The sequence below is a fragment of the Microbulbifer mixtoriginis (SeqCode) genome (assembly GCF_052466865.1).
Genome location: NZ_CP174293.1, coordinates 199,258 through 218,195, shown reverse-complemented (window position 1 = coordinate 218,195; position 18,938 = coordinate 199,258). Strand labels below are relative to the sequence as shown.

Genomic DNA, 18,938 nt, shown 5'->3' with positions numbered 1-18,938 from the left:
GGACAAGAATCTTGAGCAAGATATTTGCTGTGGCCAACCAGAAAGGCGGGGTTGGTAAGACCACTACCTGCGTCAATCTGGCCGCATCTTTGGTTGCCAACAAGCGGCGCGTATTGCTGATCGACCTGGACCCCCAGGGCAATGCCACCATGGGCAGCGGTGTGGATAAAAGTGACCTTGAGGTGTCCGGTTACGATGTGCTGGCCGCTGAATTACCCGTTGAGCAGGCCATTGTATCCACAGAGAGCGGTTTTGATTTGATCCCGGGCAACGGTGACCTGTCTGCGGCAGAGGTGGAGTTGCTGAATCTGGAGGGCCGCGAATCTCGTCTGAGCCGCGCTCTGGCAACGGTGAGCAATCGTTACGATTACGTGATTATCGACTGCCCGCCGTCGCTAAATATGCTGACGGTAAACGCACTCTGTGCAGCTCACGGCGTGTTGATTCCCATGCAGTGCGAATATTATGCCCTGGAGGGACTGTCAGCCTTGGTGGATACGATCACCCAGATCCAGCAGACCGCTAATCCGAATCTGAAAATCGAAGGCATCTTGCGTACCATGTACGATCCGCGCAACAGTCTTACCAGCGAAGTGTCGGCGCAGTTGCAGGAGTATTTTGGCGATAGCCTGTATCGAACTTGTATTCCGCGCAATGTGCGCTTGGCGGAAGCGCCCAGTTTTGGCAAACCGGCGTTGGATTACGATCGCCACTCCAAGGGCGCTATCGCCTACCTGGCATTGGCTTGTGAAATCAATCGCCGCCATCCCGCCAATCAACCTACCAAAAAGAAAAGCCGCCCTATGGCGGAAGCGGTATAAGGGGTAATAACTATGGCCGCCAAACGCAAAGGACTGGGCCGGGGTTTATCCCACCTGATCAGCAATAAAAACAGCACCGCGATCGCCGAGGCTACCGGTGAATCTGAAACCGAAACTGCCGTGGTCGACGGTGAGTTGAAAGAATTGCCGATCGAGTTTTTGCAGCGGGGTCGCTACCAGCCGCGCCGGGATTTTCCACAGGAGTCCCTGCAGGAACTGGCGGACTCGATTCGCGCCCAGGGTATTATGCAGCCGATCGTCGTACGTGGTATCGGCGAGCAAAGCTACGAGATTATTGCCGGTGAGCGGCGTTGGCGTGCCGCCCAACTGGCGGGATTGGAGAAAGTGCCGGCGCTGGTGCGCAGCGTTTCCGATGAAGCCGCCATCGCCATGGCATTGATCGAGAATATCCAGCGTGAAGATCTGAATCCGGTCGAAGAGGCTGTGGCCCTTAAGCGACTGCAGGATGAATTCAAGCTGACTCAGCAGGAAGTGGCCGATGCGGTGGGTAAATCTCGAACTGCCGTGACCAACTTACTGCGCTTATTGAGCCTCAGTGAAGAGGTGCGCACTTTCCTTGAGCGCGGTGACCTGGAGCTGGGCCACGCCAAGGCGCTGCTCGGTCTCTCCGGTGCCACCCAGCGTTCCGCCGCACGTCAGGTTGTCGAGCGCAGCCTCACCGTGCGCCAGACGGAAGCGCTGGTGCGTCGCCTGCAACAGCCGGCCACGCCGAAGCAGGAAAAGCCCAAGCCCGACCCCAATATCCGCCGCCTGACTGAGCGTCTGGCGGAAAAGGTCGGAGTGCCTGTTTCTATCGATCACAACGAAAAGGGCAATGGTCGCCTGGTGCTGAAATTTACCACCCTGGAAGAGCTGGACGGAATCCTTGCCCACCTCGGTTACGCCGAGGATTAAAGCCGCGGCGAAATGCGCGTCCTAGTGGCGCGCGCAATAACTGTTGGCAATTACTCACTGCGCCGAGTAATTCCGCGCAAAACCGCCCGAAAATCAAATAAGTTGGCGACATTTGCCGGTTGAATCGGCGATGCTGTTGCAGCATAATTCGCACGCCCAAATTTTGGGCGGACAGCGCACAGAAGTCGGCTTATCCCGTCTATGAGAAAACCCCCGGTATTACGAATTGCCGCGGTACAGCTTCTGCTGATATCGGTGGCCAGTGCGGTACTGCACTTGAGTGGCAAACCGGTGACGGCGCTTTCCGTATTTATCGGCGGTGCCCTATGTGCACTGCCCGGAGCATATTTCGGCAGGCGCGCCTTTCGCGATAGCGGTGCGCGCGCGGCCCATCGCGTGGTAGGCAATTTCTACCGCGCGGAAACCGGCAAATTTATATTGACCATGGCGGGTTTTGCGGCAGTTTTTGCCACCGTCAAGCCGCTGAATGCGGCAGCGCTTTTTATCAGCTACGTCCTCTGTGTGATCGTGCAGTGGATTATGGTGGCGCGCATGGTCCGCTAGCCGGTGGATAAGAAAAAAAGAATTCTTACTTTTACGATTGTTGAGGAACTATGGCGGGCGAAGCTCTAACTGCGACGGGGTATATCCAACACCACCTGCAAAATATGACTTACGGCAAGCTGCCGGCCGGGTACACCCGCGCCGATGGTTCTGTGCTTAGTGAGTCCACCTGGACTATGGCGCATTCCTCTCAGGAAGCCGCGGATATGGGCTTTTGGGCCCTACATGTGGATACACTGGGTTGGTCTATCGGCCTCGGCCTGATTTTCTGTTTCCTGTTTGCCCGCGCTGCCAAAAAGGCCAGTGTGGACAAGCCCACCGGTTTCCAGAGTTTTGTGGAGCTGGTCACCGAGTTTATCGACAAGCTGGTTAAGGAAACCTTCCCCCACCGCAACACCATGGTTGCCCCGATGGCGCTGACCATTTTTGTGTGGGTATTCCTGATGAACCTGATGGACCTGGTGCCGGTGGACTGGTTGCCAATGGCTGCCGCCAAGATTTCCGGTAACGATCACCTCTTCTTTAAAGTGGTTCCGACTACCGACCCGAACGCCACTCTGGGTATGGCCCTGGCGGTGTTTGCACTGATGATTTTCTTCAGTATTCGCGAAAAAGGTGCCATCGGCTTCCTGAAAGAGCTGACTCTGCACCCTTTCCATACCGGCAAACTGTTCTTTGACATCCTGCTGATCCCGGTCAACTTCCTGCTGGAGGCAGTATCCCTGATCGCCAAGCCGATCTCCCTGGGCCTGCGTCTGTTCGGAAACCTCTACGCCGGTGAAATGATCTTTATCCTGATTGCGATTGTCTTTGGCGTTGGCGTTCTCGGCTTTATTGGTGCGGGTCTCCTGCACATGGGCTGGGCGATCTTCCACGTACTGGTAATCGTGCTGCAGGCGTTCGTATTTATGGTATTGAGCACCGTGTACATGGCGATGGCACACCATCGCGACGATGAGCACGAGCACGATCAATAAGTTTTTAACCCTTTTTTCGACCTTTACAACAACTCTTTAACTTTGATTTGGAGAACACAATGGAAGCATTAGGTCTGGTTTACATCGCAAGTGCACTGCTGATCGGTCTGGGCGCCCTGGGCACCGCTATCGGTTTCGGTACTCTGGGTGGCAAGCTGCTGGAAGGTTCCGCTCGTCAGCCTGAACAGGCTCCGGCTCTGCAGGGCAAAATGTTCCTGATGGCTGGTCTGCTTGACGCGGTTCCGATGATCGGTGTTGGTATCGCTATGTACCTGATCTTCGCCGTAGCTCCTGGTCTGGTTTAATTACGCCGTTCCAATTGCCCTTAACCCTATTTAAAGAGCAAGAGGTGTCGGTGTGAATATCAACCTGACTCTAATCGGCCAGTCGATTACTTTCCTGTTTTTCGTCTGGTTTTGCTGGAAGTTTGTTTGGCCGCCGCTTTTGGGCGTGATGAAAGAGCGTGAGCAGAAGATCGCAGATGGTCTCGCTGACGCCGAGCACGCGCAGAAAGATCTGGAACTGGCCAAGCGCAAAGCTGCCGAGCAGCTGAAAGAAGCCAAAGATCAGGCGAGCGAGATTATCGATGGCGCCAACAAGCGCGCTAATCAGATTCTCGATGAAGCAAAGCAGGCTGCGCATGCTGAGGGCGATCGCCTGAAAGCTGCGGCTAAAGCTGAGATCGACCAGGAAGTGAATCGCGCTAAAGAGCAACTGCGCAGCCGTGTGGCAGACCTGTCTGTCCTGGGTGCGGAGAAGATTCTCGCGGTCAATATCGACGCTAAGGCGCACGACGACCTGATCGACAAACTGGCAGCCGAGCTGTAAGCGAGGAACCCCATGGCGGAACTCAGCACACTGGCCCGGCCCTACGCTAAAGCTGCATTTGCCTATGCGCAGCAAGCCTCCCACTTAGGTGGTTGGAGCGCTGCGCTGGAAACTGCGGCGGCGGTCAGCCAGAACGAAAAAGTGCGTGAGCTGCTGGATAACCCACAGCTCACCAGTGAAGAGCGCGCAGATAAATTCCTGTCGATCTGTTCAGACGAGCTCGGCGAGCACGGAAAAAATTTCATCCGGTTGCTGGCGGAAAACCACCGCCTGCAGCTGCTGCCGGAAATTTCCGAGCTGTTCGAAGAGCTGAAAGCGCAGGCGGAAGCCACCCTCGAGGTGGAAGTTGTTTCCGCGCACGCCCTGAGCGATGCACAGGCGCAAGCACTGGGCCAAAAGCTCAGGGCGAAGTTTGAACGCGAAATACATCTGCACAGCTCGGTGGACGAGAGCCTGCTGGGCGGCGCGATCATCCGCGCCGGTGATACAGTCATCGACGGTTCCGTACGCGGCCGTCTGGCCAAGCTCGCCGAGGCGATGAACTCCTAAATTACTCTCCCCGTCGGCGTCAGCCGGCGGGGGACTTGAGGAACAGAGCATGCAGCAACTGAATCCCTCTGAGATCAGTGAAATCATCAAGAGCCGCATCGAAAATCTCGATGTGAGCACTGAAGCCCAAAATGAGGGCACTATTGTTTCCGTATCCGACGGCATCATCCGCATCCACGGCCTGGCCGACGTGATGTACGGTGAGATGATCGAGTTCGAAGGCGGCGTTTACGGTATGGCGCTGAACCTGGAGCGCGACTCCGTTGGTGCTGTAATCCTGGGCGACTACAAATCTCTGGCCGAAGGTCAGAAGTGTCGTTGTACCGGCCGTATCCTGGAAACCCCGGTTGGTCCGGAACTGCTCGGCCGCGTTGTAGACGCGCTGGGTAACCCGATCGACGGTAAAGGTCCACTGAACAACAAGCTGACCGACGCGGTAGAAAAAGTAGCGCCTGGCGTTATCGCCCGTCAGTCCGTTGACCAGCCTGTACAAACCGGCTTGAAAGCGGTTGATACCATGATCCCGATTGGCCGTGGCCAGCGTGAGCTGATCATCGGTGACCGCCAGATCGGTAAGACTGCTGTGGCGATCGACGCCATCATCAACCAGAAAGGCACCGGCGTTAAGTGTATCTACGTTGCCGTGGGCCAGAAGCAGTCCTCTATTGCCAACGTAGTGCGCAAGCTCGAAGAGCACGGCGCTATGGACCACACCATCGTAGTGGCCGCTGGCGCCGCCGATCCGGCAGCGATGCAGTTCCTGGCTCCTTACGTTGGCTGTACCATGGGTGAGTACTTCCGCGACCGCGGTGAAGATGCCCTGATCGTATACGATGACCTGACCAAGCAGGCTTGGGCCTACCGTCAGATCTCCCTGCTGCTGAAGCGTCCGCCTGGACGTGAAGCCTACCCCGGTGACGTTTTCTACTTGCACTCCCGTCTGCTGGAGCGCGCTGCGCGTGTAAATGCCGACTACGTAGAGAAATTCACCAATGGTGAAGTGAAAGGCAAAACCGGCTCTCTGACCGCCCTGCCGATCATCGAAACCCAGGCCGGTGACGTATCCGCGTTCGTACCGACCAACGTGATTTCCATTACCGACGGCCAGATCTTCCTCGAGACCGATCTGTTCAACTCCGGTATCCGCCCTGCGATCAACCCGGGTATCTCCGTATCCCGTGTAGGTGGTGCAGCGCAGACCAAGGTGATCAAGAAATTGTCCGGTGGTATCCGTACCGCTCTGGCTCAGTACCGCGAATTGGCGGCATTCTCCCAGTTTGCCTCTGATCTGGACGAAGCTACCAAGGCCCAGCTGGATCACGGTGAGCGTGTAACCGAGCTGATGAAGCAGAAACAGTACTCTCCGCTGTCTATCGCGGACATGGCTGTTTCCGTTTACGCCGCCGACAAGGGTTACCTGAAAGAAGTAGAAGTTGCCAAGGTTCTCGATTTCGAAGCCGCCCTGCTCGCTTACATGAACAGCGAACACGCAGAGCTGATGGAGAAAGTGAACGCGACTGGTAACTACAACGACGAAATCGACGCAGCTTTCAAAGCCGCTATCGAGAAGTTCGTCGCTACTAGCAGCTGGTAAGAACTCCCTGGAGAGCGCGAAAGAGCGGCACTGCCGCTCTTTCGGAATCTAACTTCCAGCGAACAAGGTAAATCACTATGGCAGGCGGAAAAGAAGTACGCACAAAAATTGCCAGCATCAAGAGCACGCAGAAGATTACTGCCGCAATGGAAATGGTTGCAGCCAGTAAGATGCGTAGAGCTCAGGATCGCATGGCACTGGGGCGTCCCTACGCCCAGCGCATACGCGCAGTGATCGGCCACGTCGCCAACGCTTCGGCCGAGTACCAGCATATTTACCTGCAGGAGCGCGAGGCCAAGCGGGTCGGTTTTATCCTGGTATCCACTGACCGCGGACTCTGTGGTGGCCTGAACATCAACATGTTCAAGGCGGCTATTCGCGAGATGCAGGCGTGGTCCGAAAAAGGCGTTGACGTAGAAGTCTGCGCGGTAGGTAACAAGGCGGCCAGTTTCTTTAACGCCATCGGCAGCAAGGTTGTCGCAGCAGTTCGCGACCTGGGCGATGCGCCCCAGGCCAACAAGCTGATTGGCTCAGTTAAGGTAATGCTGGACCGTTACGCAGAAGGCGATATCGATCGCCTGTTCCTGGTATCCAACGAGTTTATCAACACCATGTCACAGAAGCCGCGGGTTGAGCAATTGCTGCCGCTGCCGAAAGACGAAGATGAAAAACTCATGCACGAGTGGGACTACCTCTACGAGCCGGATCCGGTTGAATTGCTGGATGGATTGCTGGCTCGCTATATCGAGTCTCAGGTATACCAGGCAGTAGTTGAAAACAAAGCCTGTGAGCAGGCAGCGCGTATGATCGCGATGAAGAGCGCCACCGATAACGCCGGTGAGCTGATCGATCAGTTGCAGCTTGTCTACAACAAGGCGCGCCAGGCGGCCATTACCCAGGAACTGTCCGAAATTGTCGGCGGTGCGGCGGCGGTTTAATCCGCTGCCCCTAGCAGTAATGGTCAGCCTAGAAAGAATTTAAAGCTGAGGATCCGGAAATGAGTAACGGGCAAATTGTGCAAGTGATCGGAGCCGTCATCGACGTGGAATTCCCACGCGATTCTGTTCCGAATGTATACGACGCACTGGTGGTTGAGGACAAGAACCTCACCATGGAAGTGCAGCAGCAGTTGGGTGACGGCGTGGTACGCGCTATTGCCATGGGTTCATCCGAAGGTATCAGCCGCGGTCTGCCCGTGCGCAATACCGGCGCTCCGGTTTCTGTACCGGTAGGCCTGGAAACCCTCGGTCGCATCATGGACGTGCTCGGCAACCCGATTGACGAGTGTGGCCCTATCGGTGAGAAAGAGCGCTCCTCTATCCACCGCGCTGCACCGACCTACGAAGAGCAGTCCAGCTCTACCGAACTGCTGGAAACCGGCATCAAGGTAATCGACCTGGTTTGCCCGTTCGCCAAGGGTGGTAAGGTTGGTCTGTTCGGTGGTGCCGGTGTAGGTAAAACCGTAAACATGATGGAACTGATCAACAACATCGCTACCGAGCACTCCGGTCTGTCCGTGTTTGCAGGTGTTGGTGAGCGTACTCGTGAAGGTAACGACTTCTACTACGAGATGGCTGAATCCGGCGTTGTTGACCTGGAAAACAAAGCCAACTCCAAAGTGGCGATGGTTTACGGCCAGATGAATGAGCCGCCCGGCAACCGTCTGCGCGTAGCCCTGACCGGCCTGACCATGGCGGAAAAATTCCGTGATGAAGGCAAAGACGTGCTGTTGTTCGTCGACAACATCTACCGTTACACCCTGGCCGGTACCGAAGTATCCGCACTGCTGGGCCGTATGCCTTCTGCGGTAGGTTACCAGCCGACCCTGGCGGAAGAGATGGGCGTTCTGCAGGAGCGTATTACCTCCACCAAGACTGGCTCTATCACCTCTATCCAGGCGGTATACGTACCGGCGGATGACTTGACTGACCCGTCTCCGGCGACCACCTTCGCGCACTTGGACTCCACTGTAGTACTGAGCCGTGACATTGCCGCTAAAGGTATCTACCCGGCTGTTGACCCGCTGGATTCCACCTCTCGTCAGCTTGACCCGCAGGTAATCGGTCAGGAGCACTATGAAGTGGCTCGTGGCGTACAGTCCGTATTGCAGCGCTACAAAGAGCTGAAGGACATCATCGCGATCTTGGGTATGGACGAACTGTCTGAAGAAGACAAGCAGATCGTAGCCCGCGCCCGTAAGATCGAGCGTTTCCTGTCCCAGCCGTTCCACGTTGCGGAAATCTTCACTGGTGCACCAGGCAAGTACGTTTCCCTGAAAGAAACCATCCGTGGCTTCCAGGGCATCCTGAACGGTGAGTATGACCACATGCCTGAACAGGCCTTCTACATGGTGGGAACCATCGACGAAGCTGTGGAAAAAGCCAACAAGACCAAAGGCTAAGCCAGAGAGGCATATACTATGGCCATGACAGTACATTGTGACATTGTCAGCGCCGAGCAGTCTCTCTTCTCCGGACTGGTGCAGATGGTGATTGTGAGTGGTATCGAAGGTGAGCTGGGTCTCTCCTACGGCCATGCGCAACTGCTTACCGCCCTGAAGCCCGGTCCGGTACGCATCATCAAGCCCGGTGGTGAAGAGGAAGTACTGTTCGTCAGCGGTGGCTACGCCGAAGTGCAGCCGAACATGGTTACCATCCTCGCGGATGTAGCCGAGCGTGAAATTGACGAGGAAGCCGCGCAGAAGGCCCGCGAAGAAGCGGAACACGCCCTGCACAAAGCGCCTTCTGAAGTTGATTATGCGCGTATCTCAGCCCAGCTGGCCGAAGCCGAGGCGCGTCTGCGCACTCTGCAGGCAATCCGCAAGGCGGCCGGCAAGTAAGCAGCGCTTGCATTCGTGTAAAGCGCCTACTTCAAGGCGATAAAAAAGCAGCTTCGGCTGCTTTTTTTGTATTCTTGGTTCTCACTTTACCTTCCCCCTGTTTTTGAAAGTCACTCCCTACTCTATGTGCCCATAGGGGTAGATCTAAGTTGTACGAGGTATCTACATTGAAGCCCACCTTTAAAAAACTCTTCACAATATCAACTTTAATTTACCTACTGGCCGGATGTGGTGGCGGCTCATCCGGCGGAGGCGATGATAATCGTGAACAGAAAACAGATAACGAAAACCCAAGCGCCAGTATCCTGTTTCCATCTGCCAACGGATTGTGGAGTGATCGGGAAACATTGATCGTCCGCGGGAGTGCGACAGACAATGTTGGGGTGGAAAATGTGCTGGTAAACGGGATAGAAGCAGATTCCGATGATGGCTTTAAAACTTGGCAAGTAGAAATACCGTTGACTGCAGGTGAAACCACGGGCATCAATGTAGAGGTCACTGATGTTAATGGAAATAGAACCCCGGAAGCTGCTTTTTTAACTGTAAACGCCTATGACAATTTTGACAGTTATAGGTTTTGCAGCCCTTTGGCATATGATGATGATAGAAATGTAGCCTATACGTTTAACCCTGTTAGGGAAATTAGTCTGGAAAAGATGCAAGAGAGATTTATCTCCTCAAGTCTTACTGATGTCGTCGGTGCGAAATACGATGCGATTACAGGAAATTTTTTAGTTATTGAAAAAGACAGGTTGTTGTTGGTTGATAGGGATTTTAATGTAGTAAATAGCATTTCAGAAACTGATGATGAATCACTATCTTTTGGCAAGAGGCCCCAGATTTCAATTGATGATAGTAGTGGAGATATTTATGTTCAAAATTATTGGCCGAGCTCCTTAATAAAAGTTGATCCTGCCACAGGTGAGAGAGAAAAAATATCAGAGTTTCAGTATGTAGATGGAAGTTCCGTAGGCTACCTAAACCAGGGACTTGAAATTAAAGGTGGCAGATTTTTTGTACTCGAAGAGAAGGCGTTACTGGAATTAAATCCATTTACATGGGCGGCAAGTGAAATTTCAGGGAAGAATATAGGTGCAGGAGAGTCTTTTTACAGTATAAAAGGTCTATCTGTCGATTTAGAGAATAACAAAGCCTACGTGGGCGACCACCATAGTAGATTGTTTGAAATTGATTTAACAACAGGTGATCGAGAGGTAATTTCTTCTGAACTGGATGCCGGTGAAGAAAATCTCAATTTCGACTCAGCTAGAAATGGCTTTTTGGATGTAGGGCCTTTTATTCTAATTAATTCCTGCCTGACTGGGCATACTTTCTCAATCAATAAGGAAAGTGGAGAGAGGAGTCGCTTATCCAGAAAAATTAGAGGGGATGGGCCCTTAATTTCTGTAAGTGAAGCTCCTATCTTTGACCAAGATAATAACCGTATTATCGTTCTGAATGATAGTTATGGTAACTCTGATTTATTTTCTGATTTCGATAAGATTCAGCAAGTTATTTCTGTAGATCTACAAACTGGGCACAGATCCATTCTATCAGGACCAAACTATGGCGAAGGTATCATTAAAGGCTATTTTAATAATCTGGCTGTAGACGATAGAAATGGAAATATTTACGCAACGGAATCTGTATCCAATAGTATCGTCAAAATAGACCCTAATAACGGGAATCGAACCATAATTTCAGGAGTGGAAATAGGAGTTGGTGAAAACCTTATGGGGTCGAGAGCTCTAGCTGTAGATTCGACACAAAATCGAATATTAACTATATCTGGATCTTCATTGATTGCTGTTGATATAGAGACAGGAAATCGAAGTGTAATAACAGATTTTACGTATATGGATATGTGGCATCCACAATATATATCCTTGAACTCGAATTCTTCGCACGTCTACATTTCGGATGTTCATGGAACTATCAACAAAATTGACCTGAATAGTCAGGAAATAACCACAGTATCAGGTAAGGATATTGGCAGTGGACCAAGTATGAATGAACTTGGCTTTATGGTGTTTGATGAGTTAAATAATCAAATAATTATTGAGGATTATAACCATACTGAAGGAGATGAATTCCCAATTGATATTGAGCTTCTGGCTGTAGATCTGGAAACTGGAGATAGAACTTTGTTGCTGAATCTTCAGGAGAAGAATAATGAGGATATGCTGATTTCACCTGTGATTGATACTAAAGAGAATAAAGTATATCTGGCTATGCCTAATAGAAGTATCGCTGTTTTTGATATGCAAACAAAGCAGTATTTAACTGTAACACAATAGTTTTTAATTGTTCTGGCGCCAGCAATATTTTTTCTGGCGCTTATGAGCCTCCTAGCTTAGTTTTCAAGGAGGCCAGGTATATATTGTTGAATTGAAATGCTGCTGACAGATTTTCGTAGAGAGAGAATCTATTTATACAGACATACTAATGTCTTTATTAGTGATTTAATCGATTTTCTCACAAAATTTCGCTCCAATGTTGTATGCCAAAAATCTAGTTGTTTCAGGTTAATAAATAGTTTTATTAATTTTTTATGAGATTTTGGTTTTATTTAAAAGTTATCTTTATTTTAGAAAAAATTTTATGTCAACTGTCCATGCTTCTGGGTGAAAGTACGACCTCTGTGTACATTTAATCATGTCATTCTTGCTTTCACATTTCTCTATATTAGTTTGTTGTATGCGTGATACCTTTCCAAAGGTGGTTGGTGTTAGTAGATAATTAAATTATACATTCTGTCTTTATTTGAGCTCATTTCGTAAACCTGTGTAAATAAGTGCCTTGCGTACAAAATCATAATATCTTTCTGTCACATTCTCTATACTAGTTGTTGGCTGCCTAAGCTAAGTTTATGTTTTAAATTTAAAGTGGCGCTGATTTATGGTTCTCAGTAAGTTGTATCAGGCCTCATTTAGAAAAGTTTCGATTTTTCTGACATTTTTTTTGTTGTTCTTGGGTGTAAATAGCCACTCTCAATTCTATGACGCCCCCACTCCCGCCGAATATCTCAGTAACACCAAGCATTTTTATATTCCCGGTAATATTTTTGTCACAGGAATCACTCCTGAGAAAAATAGGGTGCCAAGCCACCTAAAAGAATTTGGGTTTTATCACTCCGGTTGGGATGAAGATGATATCCCTGAAGTCGCAAAATTCTCTACTTTCGTTGACATTTGGTACTTCGATAAAGACCTAATGGCAATTGCCAGGAAGCATGGGTTGAAAATCTGGGTGGCTTTGGCCCCTATTTTTTTTAAGGATTATGGAAAAAATAAGCAGGAGAATTATCTGGATAGATGGGAAAAAGCCAGGAAAGAGTTACTGCCTTTTAAAGATATTATTTACGCTTTTGATCCGCTAGATGAACCCTTCCAAAGATCTCTGTTACCGGATAAAGATTTGAAAACTTACCTTGAGGAGATTGGAGAATTGATAAGGAGAGATTTCCCTAAGGCAAAACTTGCTATTACATTTACACACAACACTGTGAGTCAGGCTAGATTTCAGCTAATCGTACCAGAGAACTACAATTTATTCGGGGTTGATCACTATGTTGGGGTTAACTTCCAGGACGAAATTGTTGAAAAATTGATGCATAAAACTCAGCATATGAATGCTAAATATTATTTAATTCCGAGAGGGTTTAAGACCACTAATCGAGATTATGGAATTTTATCAGAGGCACAACTTATTTCTCGAGCTCGTCAAGCTTATAACTTTGCTGTTTCAAATTCCAAGGTGGAAGTGATGTTTCCTTTTCACTGGAAAGGCTTTACCGAGCATTCAAAAGAATATATTGGAGCCGAGAGTATGCCCAACTTACTCCAACAGTACGAGAGAATTGGTAGAGCAATTTCCAGGAATCGATAGAGAGTTTTGAGGATTAGTTGATGATAAAGAATCCTGATCACGTAACCATTGCTGTCACCAATTTGGAAAAAAGCCAAAAATTCTTTGAATTATTAGATTTTGAATTGGAGATTACTGATGTTATTTCAGGAGAGAAAATCTCTAAATACCTGGAGGTCCCCAATGTTCAGGCAGACCATTTAACAATGGTTTTGAAGAATGCTGAGCCTAGATTTGAAATTCAGTTGTTACACTTCCGCGCACCAAAGATATTTTCTGATTCCAATTTATTAAATCTGGCAAGACCTGGCTATAACCATCTTTGCTTGAGGGTTGATGATATCGAGTTTTCTGTGGACTACTTGAAGAAAAATGGAGTTCATATTCGTGGTCAGGTTATAGAGTATTTGAGTAGAAAGTTGGTATACATTGAGGGTCCTGAATACATCACGATAGAGTTGGCTGAATGGCTGTGATGAAAAATTAGCCTTATGACCTTTTTACAAGCTTAATTATTTACAAGATTATTCTAATCCCAAAGCAAGAACCTCCCTACTGGCGCAAAAATCTCTCGAAAAATAATAGTTTTAAAATAAACTATTCTCTCCGTTTTCAGGGAGAGAATCATGTCAGATCATTTGATTTTATATACTAACCCCCAGTCCCGCGGATGCATAGTGCGCTGGATGCTAGAAGAATTGGGCTTATCTTATCGTACAGAGGTACTTGAGTACGGTGAACCTATGAAGACCACCGAATACCTTGCTATCAATCCAATGGGTAAGGTACCTACTCTGGTTCATGGTGAGAGAATTATTACAGAAGCTTCAGCTATATGTGTTTACTTGGCGGAAGTGTTCCCTGAGTCAGAATTGGCGCCAATGAATGACGATGAGAGAGCGAGTTTTTATCGCTGGATGTTTTTTGCGGCTGGCCCTATGGAATCTGCCATTGTGAATAAATATATCTTTGGGGAAGAGGCAGGTGCAGACAAGCAGCTGATGCTCGGTTACGGTTCCTATCAGTTGGCATTAGACACACTTTCTAAGGTGATTAAGTCCGGCCCCTATATTCTCGGTGAGCGTTTTACTGCAGCGGATGTTTATATAGGCGCCCAGTTAGAATGGGGGCTGCAGTTTGGCACTATAGAGAAGAGAATAGAGTTTCAGGAATATGTTGAGCGCTTATCTAAACGTGAAGCTTTCCAGCGAGCGCACGCATTGGATAAAGCTCTAATAGAAGAGGTTAATGAAGTTTAGTTATCACTTTTTGAGATTACTATGTAAAGCCTCGCTATGCGAGGCTTTTTAATGGATGAGTGTTAAAGTCTGGAGAAAAGTATTGGATGCATTTGAACTTCACCGGTAATTATGTAGAGTGAATAATTACCTCATATTTTTTATGAATTTTTTAATTTAATGGCGAGGCTAGTTAGAGCCTTGTTCAAGTCCAAAGCAGCTATCCTGAATGCTGTGTCGCATCTTCCCATGATGTAATTTTTTTCATCTCCCATTCTGATTTTCTATGAGTATCAATAGCGATAGACCCAAGAGTGAGCGGGTGGTTTTGTGTGAACAGATGGATGCCAGCCTGCATGAATATGAACGTGAGAGTCGCTCTCTGTTGTGGTCATCTATTGCTGCGGGATTGGAAATTGGTTTTAGTTTTTTCTTGATGATGGTGCTGTTTAGCAGTTTTCATGAAGAGCTGGATAAATCGGCGTTACACCTTGTGTTGTCGATGAGTTACCCGGTTGGCTTTATTTTGGTCATTATAGGGCGCACAGATCTTTTTACCGAACATACGACATTGGCAATTTTACCAGTTGCTGATAGAAGGCAGCGTTTGCGTGATCTGGGGCGTATCTGGGGATTCATTTATCTCGGCAATATGATTGGCACTTTTTTATTTGCGTTGATACTAGTGGGTTATGCCTCAGTCAGTCAAAACATTGTCTCAGCAGGTTTTGATTACTATGGTCAAAAGCTGATTAGTGCGAATAATAGTGCGTTATTTCTTGGTGCAATTTTGGCTGGGTGGCTAATGGGTTTACTCGGTTGGCTGGTTTCATCCAGTACTGACACCATTAGTCGAATAATGGTTATTGCAATAGTGACCTTTGTAATCGGTCTGGGCAGTCTGCCGCATTGCGTAGCAGGGGCCGTAGCAATATTTAGTGCCTGGATAGGTGGTGATGGCTCGGTAGGTTTGATGGAAGTACTGCGCTTTCAAATCTTAGCCACGTTGGGTAATACCTTTGGTGGGGCCGTATTTGTGGGTCTTCTGAAATATGGCTATATCACCAATAATTTGCCCTAGCCGAAAACTCTCTGTAGTAGGGTTATAAGAGATAGGTAATTGGGCGCTTTGATAGTTCTCCGCGCCCTAGAAGTTGTATCCGGCGGAAGCCACCGGATTCAAAACGAAGACTCTGGGAATTAATGTACCCAGTGGTGGCGTTCCATTTTCTCTTGTACCGCCTCTGCCGTAGGAGCGGGCATAGCGCTGATAGGCAGGCGTTCGTGGAAGAATGCCAAGCGTTCGCCAGCACCGACTTCGTTCATGGTTTCTGCCTCGAACACACGGCCATTAATTACCGTGTAGGTAATGTTCTCTGACAGGCGTAGGTTATCCAAGGGGTTGCCGTCAACCACGATCAGGTCAGCCAGCTTACCAGCCTCAATGCTGCCGATATCACCGTCCATACCCAAGTAGCGGGCACCATCGATGGTACCGGCGCGGAAGGCTTCCCAGGGGGTAAAGCCGCCCTGCTCCATCATCCACATCTCCCAGTGCGCTCCAAGTCCTTCGCGCTGGCCGTGGGCGCCGATATGTACGGTGACACCTTCGTCGCGCAGCTGCTTGGCCTGACGGGCCACATTAAAGTGGTTGTAGTGGGCATCCGGCGCAGTGGGGCGACGGATAGAGCGGGGGTTAACGATAAAATCGGGGGTAAAGCGGGTCAGGCGCTCGTTCTTCCATACTTCGGTGCGGTCATACCAGTACTCCTCACCCCAGAGGCCGCCGTAGGCCACAACGAAGGTCGGTGTATAACCCACTTGGGTTTGGCTCCACAGTTGCTCCACATCGCCGTAGACATTGGCGATCGGCAGTGAGTGCTCGATACCGGTGTGCCCGTCCACAATCATGTTCATATTGTGCTGGTACTTACCGCCGCCCTCGGGCACTACCATAATGCCGGCTTCGCGGGCTGCCTGCAGCACTTGCTGGCGCTGGTCGCGGCGGGGCTGGTTGTAGCTCTTCACCGAGATGGCGCCCATTTCCTTGAGACGGTTGACGTGGAACTGAGCGTCCTCCAGGGAATTGATCTTGGCTTTGTAGCCTGGACCTTTGGCCCCATAGAGGATGGTGCCAGTAGAGAAAATACGCGGTCCGGTAATCAGACCGGCCTTTTGCATTTCTGCGGCGGAGAATATCTCGCTGCTGTCATTGGAGGGGTCGTGAATCGTGGTCACGCCAAATGCCAGGCTGGAGAACAGGTTCCAGTTTTGCTGCGGGATAATTTCTTCGCGACCCTGAGCGCCGTGGGCATGAGCGTCAATCAGCCCTGGCAATACAGTTTTGCCGGTGATATCGATACGCTTCGCCTCGGCGGGAATTTCAACTTCTGCAGCTGGGCCCACCGCGACAATGCGGTTGCCTCGGAATAGAACCACGCCATCCTCGATAATTTCGCGGGTGTTCTCCGCATCGCGCATAGTGACGACTTTGCCACCGGTGAGGGCAACGAGGCCAGCGCGATTGTCGAAGGACTGCTCAAAGCTCAGGTCGATGCCTTCAGAAACCGGCTCTGGTAGATCCTCCGGAGCGCCGGCGACAAATTCGAAGGCGTCTTTCAGTTCCCGCTCGAACAGCTTGGGCCCGTGTGCCCAGCCTAGGGTGTCACTATCGGCAGACCAATGCAGGTTTTCACCGGCGCGCTTGGATACCTGGGTGACTTTGACCGCTTTACTATTAGGGCCGATCACCTCGGACTTGCCGGTGTGCATAAAGGGCGCGACGAAAGCTTTGAAGTCTTGGGTAAAGGCGACCCACTTGCCGTCTGGGGACAGGCTGAAGGAGGTAATCTCGGCACCGTGCAGGTGCTCACGCTCATCTTTGCCTTCCAGGTTGGTGCTCTTCAATACGCGCTTGCCGCCGCCGGCGTGTTGGTACTCGGAGAAATAGATACGGTCCTCGCTAGCGCCGAAGTGCGGCTCATAGCCGGACTTCACGACCCGGCGTTGCCAGTCGCCGTCGACGTCTGCCAGGTAGATACCCGGTTCTAAAGAGTATTCGGGGCTGAGCAGGTAACCGCCGGTAAAGCGGCGGTAGGCCACGGTGTCACCACTGGGGGAGAAGCTCGGCTCTACGTAGAGACCGGGCTGTTTGGTGATGTTCTTGCCGCGACCGCTGCGGGCGGATACTACACGCACATGACCGAGTTTTTGGTCGTCCCAGGTGACATAGGTGATCTCGCGACCATCGCGGGACCAGCTGGGGTAGAACTCAAAGTGGTCATTCTGGCGGGTCAGGCGACGGCGTTCACCACTGTCGATATCCTGAATATAAATCTTGCCCAAGGCCTGGAAAGCGACCTGCTTGCCATTGGGGGATTTTTGCGCCCAGCGAATCATTTTCACATCGAAGGTATCCGGGGCTACTTCCACAGGGAAGCGCACCGCGTCGGCGACCTGCTTCTCTACCTTCACATGGGCTTCAATTGGCGCGACGCTGTCACCGTTTATTGAAATGCGCAGGAATTTACCGCCAGTCCAAACGACCAATGACTCACCATCGGGCATCCAGTCGTATTGAACGTAGTTACCATGAGGACCGAAAATTTCCTGTAGGTCTCGCTCAAGGCCGGCGTAAACAGGGGTTTCCAGCCCAGTATCCAAATCTTTCAGGAACAGGGAGGTCTGGTTGTCCTGGCGGCGAATAAAGGCCAGTTTGCTGCCATCCGGAGAGGGCACTGGCGCCACCGCGCCACCGGGACCAGAGATAAAGGTTTCCTCTTCACCGTCCTGTAGGTCGTAGCGCTTGATGGCAAATATTTCTTTGGTCGAGTTCTTGTTGTACTCCCATACGGTACCGGGTGTGGTATCGATGGAGTAATAGACGTAGCGTCCATCTGGAGAGAAGGCCGGATCGGCAATATTCTTCTGGGCGATATCGCCACCGATACGCTCTTTCAATTGGCGACCTTCACCCCCACCGTAGTGGTACATCCAGATTTCACCGGCGGGAATACTGCGGCCGGACATAAAACCTTTACGTGCTACCAGGTACTGGCCATCGGGGCTCCAGTTGGGCGAGTGCAGCAGGTTTTCCTTCTCTGTGGTGAGCTGGCGAAGGTTGTCGCCATTGCGATCCATCAACCAAATGTTGTCGGCGCCGTCGCGGTCACTGATAAATACGATGTTCTTGCCATCCGGGCTAAAGCGCGGCTGCATATTCCAGGCGATTTCATTGGTCAGGGCTACTGCCTCGCCGCCTGCTACCGGCACTGTGTAGATATCGCCAAGCATATCGAACAGGATGGTTTTGCCATCTGGGCTGATATCCAGGTTGCTCCAGGTGGTCTCGCGGGTGTCCAACTGGATCGGTTTGAATTCGTAGGGCGGCTTGTTGATATCCCAGGATTGGGCTTCCGCCTTATCTCCTTCTTTTTCTTCAGCGCTTTCTGCTTCTGCTACGGCTCCCAGAGGCAGGGACAGCATAAGCGCTGCCAGAGCCAATAAATGGCGCCGTGGTTTTTTTTGCTCGATTGTATTCATGGACAATTTCCCTCCACCGCATTGTCTGCGTTGGCTCTGACTGTACTGTTGTAATGGGCAACGTATTGATCTTCAGGAGGCTAAATTACCGGGATTGCCGTCCGGCGGCAATCACGATGAGTTAAGCGACAAGCTGTTACATCGGGTTGAGTTACAGCTGACTAGTAGCCACAATGCTGACAAATTTAAGGAGTTAGTGAGATT

17 protein-coding genes are annotated in these 18,938 nt (G+C 50.5%); 16 read left to right on the top strand and 1 reads right to left on the bottom strand.

Annotated elements, in window-relative coordinates; translation table 11 throughout:
- The first annotated feature begins 11 nt into the window (after positions 1-11).
- The 16 genes from ACJJJA_RS01040 to ACJJJA_RS00965 all read left to right on the top strand — a co-directional run bounded on the left by ACJJJA_RS01040 (position 12) and on the right by ACJJJA_RS00965 (position 15,273).
- Complete coding sequence (locus tag ACJJJA_RS01040; protein WP_444903501.1) at positions 12-821, top strand: ParA family protein; 810 nt, start codon at positions 12-14, stop codon at positions 819-821.
- Positions 822-833: 12 nt separating this feature from the next.
- A complete protein-coding gene (locus ACJJJA_RS01035; protein WP_444903500.1) occupies positions 834-1,736 on the top strand; it encodes a ParB/RepB/Spo0J family partition protein in 903 nt (300 codons plus the stop codon).
- Positions 1,737-1,937: 201 nt separating this feature from the next.
- Positions 1,938-2,300, top strand: a complete 363-nt coding sequence (locus ACJJJA_RS01030) for an ATP synthase subunit I (protein WP_252083953.1) — start codon at positions 1,938-1,940, stop codon at positions 2,298-2,300.
- Positions 2,301-2,350: 50 nt separating this feature from the next.
- Positions 2,351-3,277 (top strand): F0F1 ATP synthase subunit A, encoded by a 927-nt coding sequence (gene atpB / locus ACJJJA_RS01025; protein WP_252083952.1) that lies wholly within the window; start codon positions 2,351-2,353, stop codon positions 3,275-3,277.
- A gap of 59 nt (positions 3,278-3,336) precedes the next feature.
- Complete coding sequence (gene atpE, locus ACJJJA_RS01020; protein WP_020413895.1) at positions 3,337-3,582, top strand: F0F1 ATP synthase subunit C; 246 nt, start codon at positions 3,337-3,339, stop codon at positions 3,580-3,582.
- 52 nt (positions 3,583-3,634) lie between these two features.
- Complete coding sequence (locus ACJJJA_RS01015) at positions 3,635-4,105, top strand: F0F1 ATP synthase subunit B (RefSeq protein ID WP_444903499.1); 471 nt, start codon at positions 3,635-3,637, stop codon at positions 4,103-4,105.
- A gap of 12 nt (positions 4,106-4,117) precedes the next feature.
- Positions 4,118-4,654 carry a F0F1 ATP synthase subunit delta gene (locus tag ACJJJA_RS01010; RefSeq protein ID WP_252083950.1) on the top strand — a complete coding sequence of 179 codons (537 nt, stop codon included), beginning with the start codon at positions 4,118-4,120 and terminating at the stop codon, positions 4,652-4,654.
- Between the two features lie 49 nt (positions 4,655-4,703).
- Positions 4,704-6,248, top strand: coding sequence for a F0F1 ATP synthase subunit alpha (gene atpA, locus ACJJJA_RS01005; protein ID WP_152455988.1), 1,545 nt, complete (start codon positions 4,704-4,706; stop codon positions 6,246-6,248).
- Positions 6,249-6,325: 77 nt separating this feature from the next.
- Positions 6,326-7,186 carry a F0F1 ATP synthase subunit gamma gene (atpG, locus tag ACJJJA_RS01000; protein ID WP_252083949.1) on the top strand — a complete coding sequence of 287 codons (861 nt, stop codon included), beginning with the start codon at positions 6,326-6,328 and terminating at the stop codon, positions 7,184-7,186.
- A gap of 59 nt (positions 7,187-7,245) precedes the next feature.
- Positions 7,246-8,649 (top strand): F0F1 ATP synthase subunit beta, encoded by a 1,404-nt coding sequence (atpD, locus tag ACJJJA_RS00995; RefSeq protein ID WP_252083948.1) that lies wholly within the window; start codon positions 7,246-7,248, stop codon positions 8,647-8,649.
- A gap of 18 nt (positions 8,650-8,667) precedes the next feature.
- Entirely contained in the window at positions 8,668-9,087 is a 420-nt protein-coding gene (locus tag ACJJJA_RS00990; RefSeq protein WP_020413901.1) for a F0F1 ATP synthase subunit epsilon, read from the top strand.
- 167 nt (positions 9,088-9,254) lie between these two features.
- Entirely contained in the window at positions 9,255-11,384 is a 2,130-nt protein-coding gene (locus ACJJJA_RS00985; RefSeq protein ID WP_444903498.1) for an NHL repeat-containing protein, read from the top strand.
- 601 nt (positions 11,385-11,985) lie between these two features.
- The gene (locus tag ACJJJA_RS00980; protein ID WP_444903497.1) at positions 11,986-12,975 is read left to right on the top strand and encodes a hypothetical protein; all 990 of its coding nucleotides are present in this window, start codon (positions 11,986-11,988) and stop codon (positions 12,973-12,975) included.
- 20 nt (positions 12,976-12,995) lie between these two features.
- Positions 12,996-13,430: a VOC family protein gene (locus tag ACJJJA_RS00975; protein WP_444903496.1), complete on the top strand. Its 435-nt coding sequence runs from the start codon at positions 12,996-12,998 to the stop codon at positions 13,428-13,430.
- Between the two features lie 150 nt (positions 13,431-13,580).
- Positions 13,581-14,213: a glutathione S-transferase family protein gene (locus tag ACJJJA_RS00970; protein WP_444903495.1), complete on the top strand. Its 633-nt coding sequence runs from the start codon at positions 13,581-13,583 to the stop codon at positions 14,211-14,213.
- 319 nt (positions 14,214-14,532) lie between these two features.
- Positions 14,533-15,273, top strand: a complete 741-nt coding sequence (locus ACJJJA_RS00965; protein ID WP_444903494.1) for a formate/nitrite transporter family protein — start codon at positions 14,533-14,535, stop codon at positions 15,271-15,273.
- Positions 15,274-15,392: 119 nt separating this feature from the next.
- Here ACJJJA_RS00965 and ACJJJA_RS00960 read toward each other — a convergent pair whose 3' ends face one another.
- The gene (locus tag ACJJJA_RS00960; protein ID WP_444903493.1) at positions 15,393-18,734 is read right to left on the bottom strand and encodes an amidohydrolase family protein; all 3,342 of its coding nucleotides are present in this window, start codon (positions 18,732-18,734) and stop codon (positions 15,393-15,395) included.
- Positions 18,735-18,938: the final 204 nt, after the last annotated feature.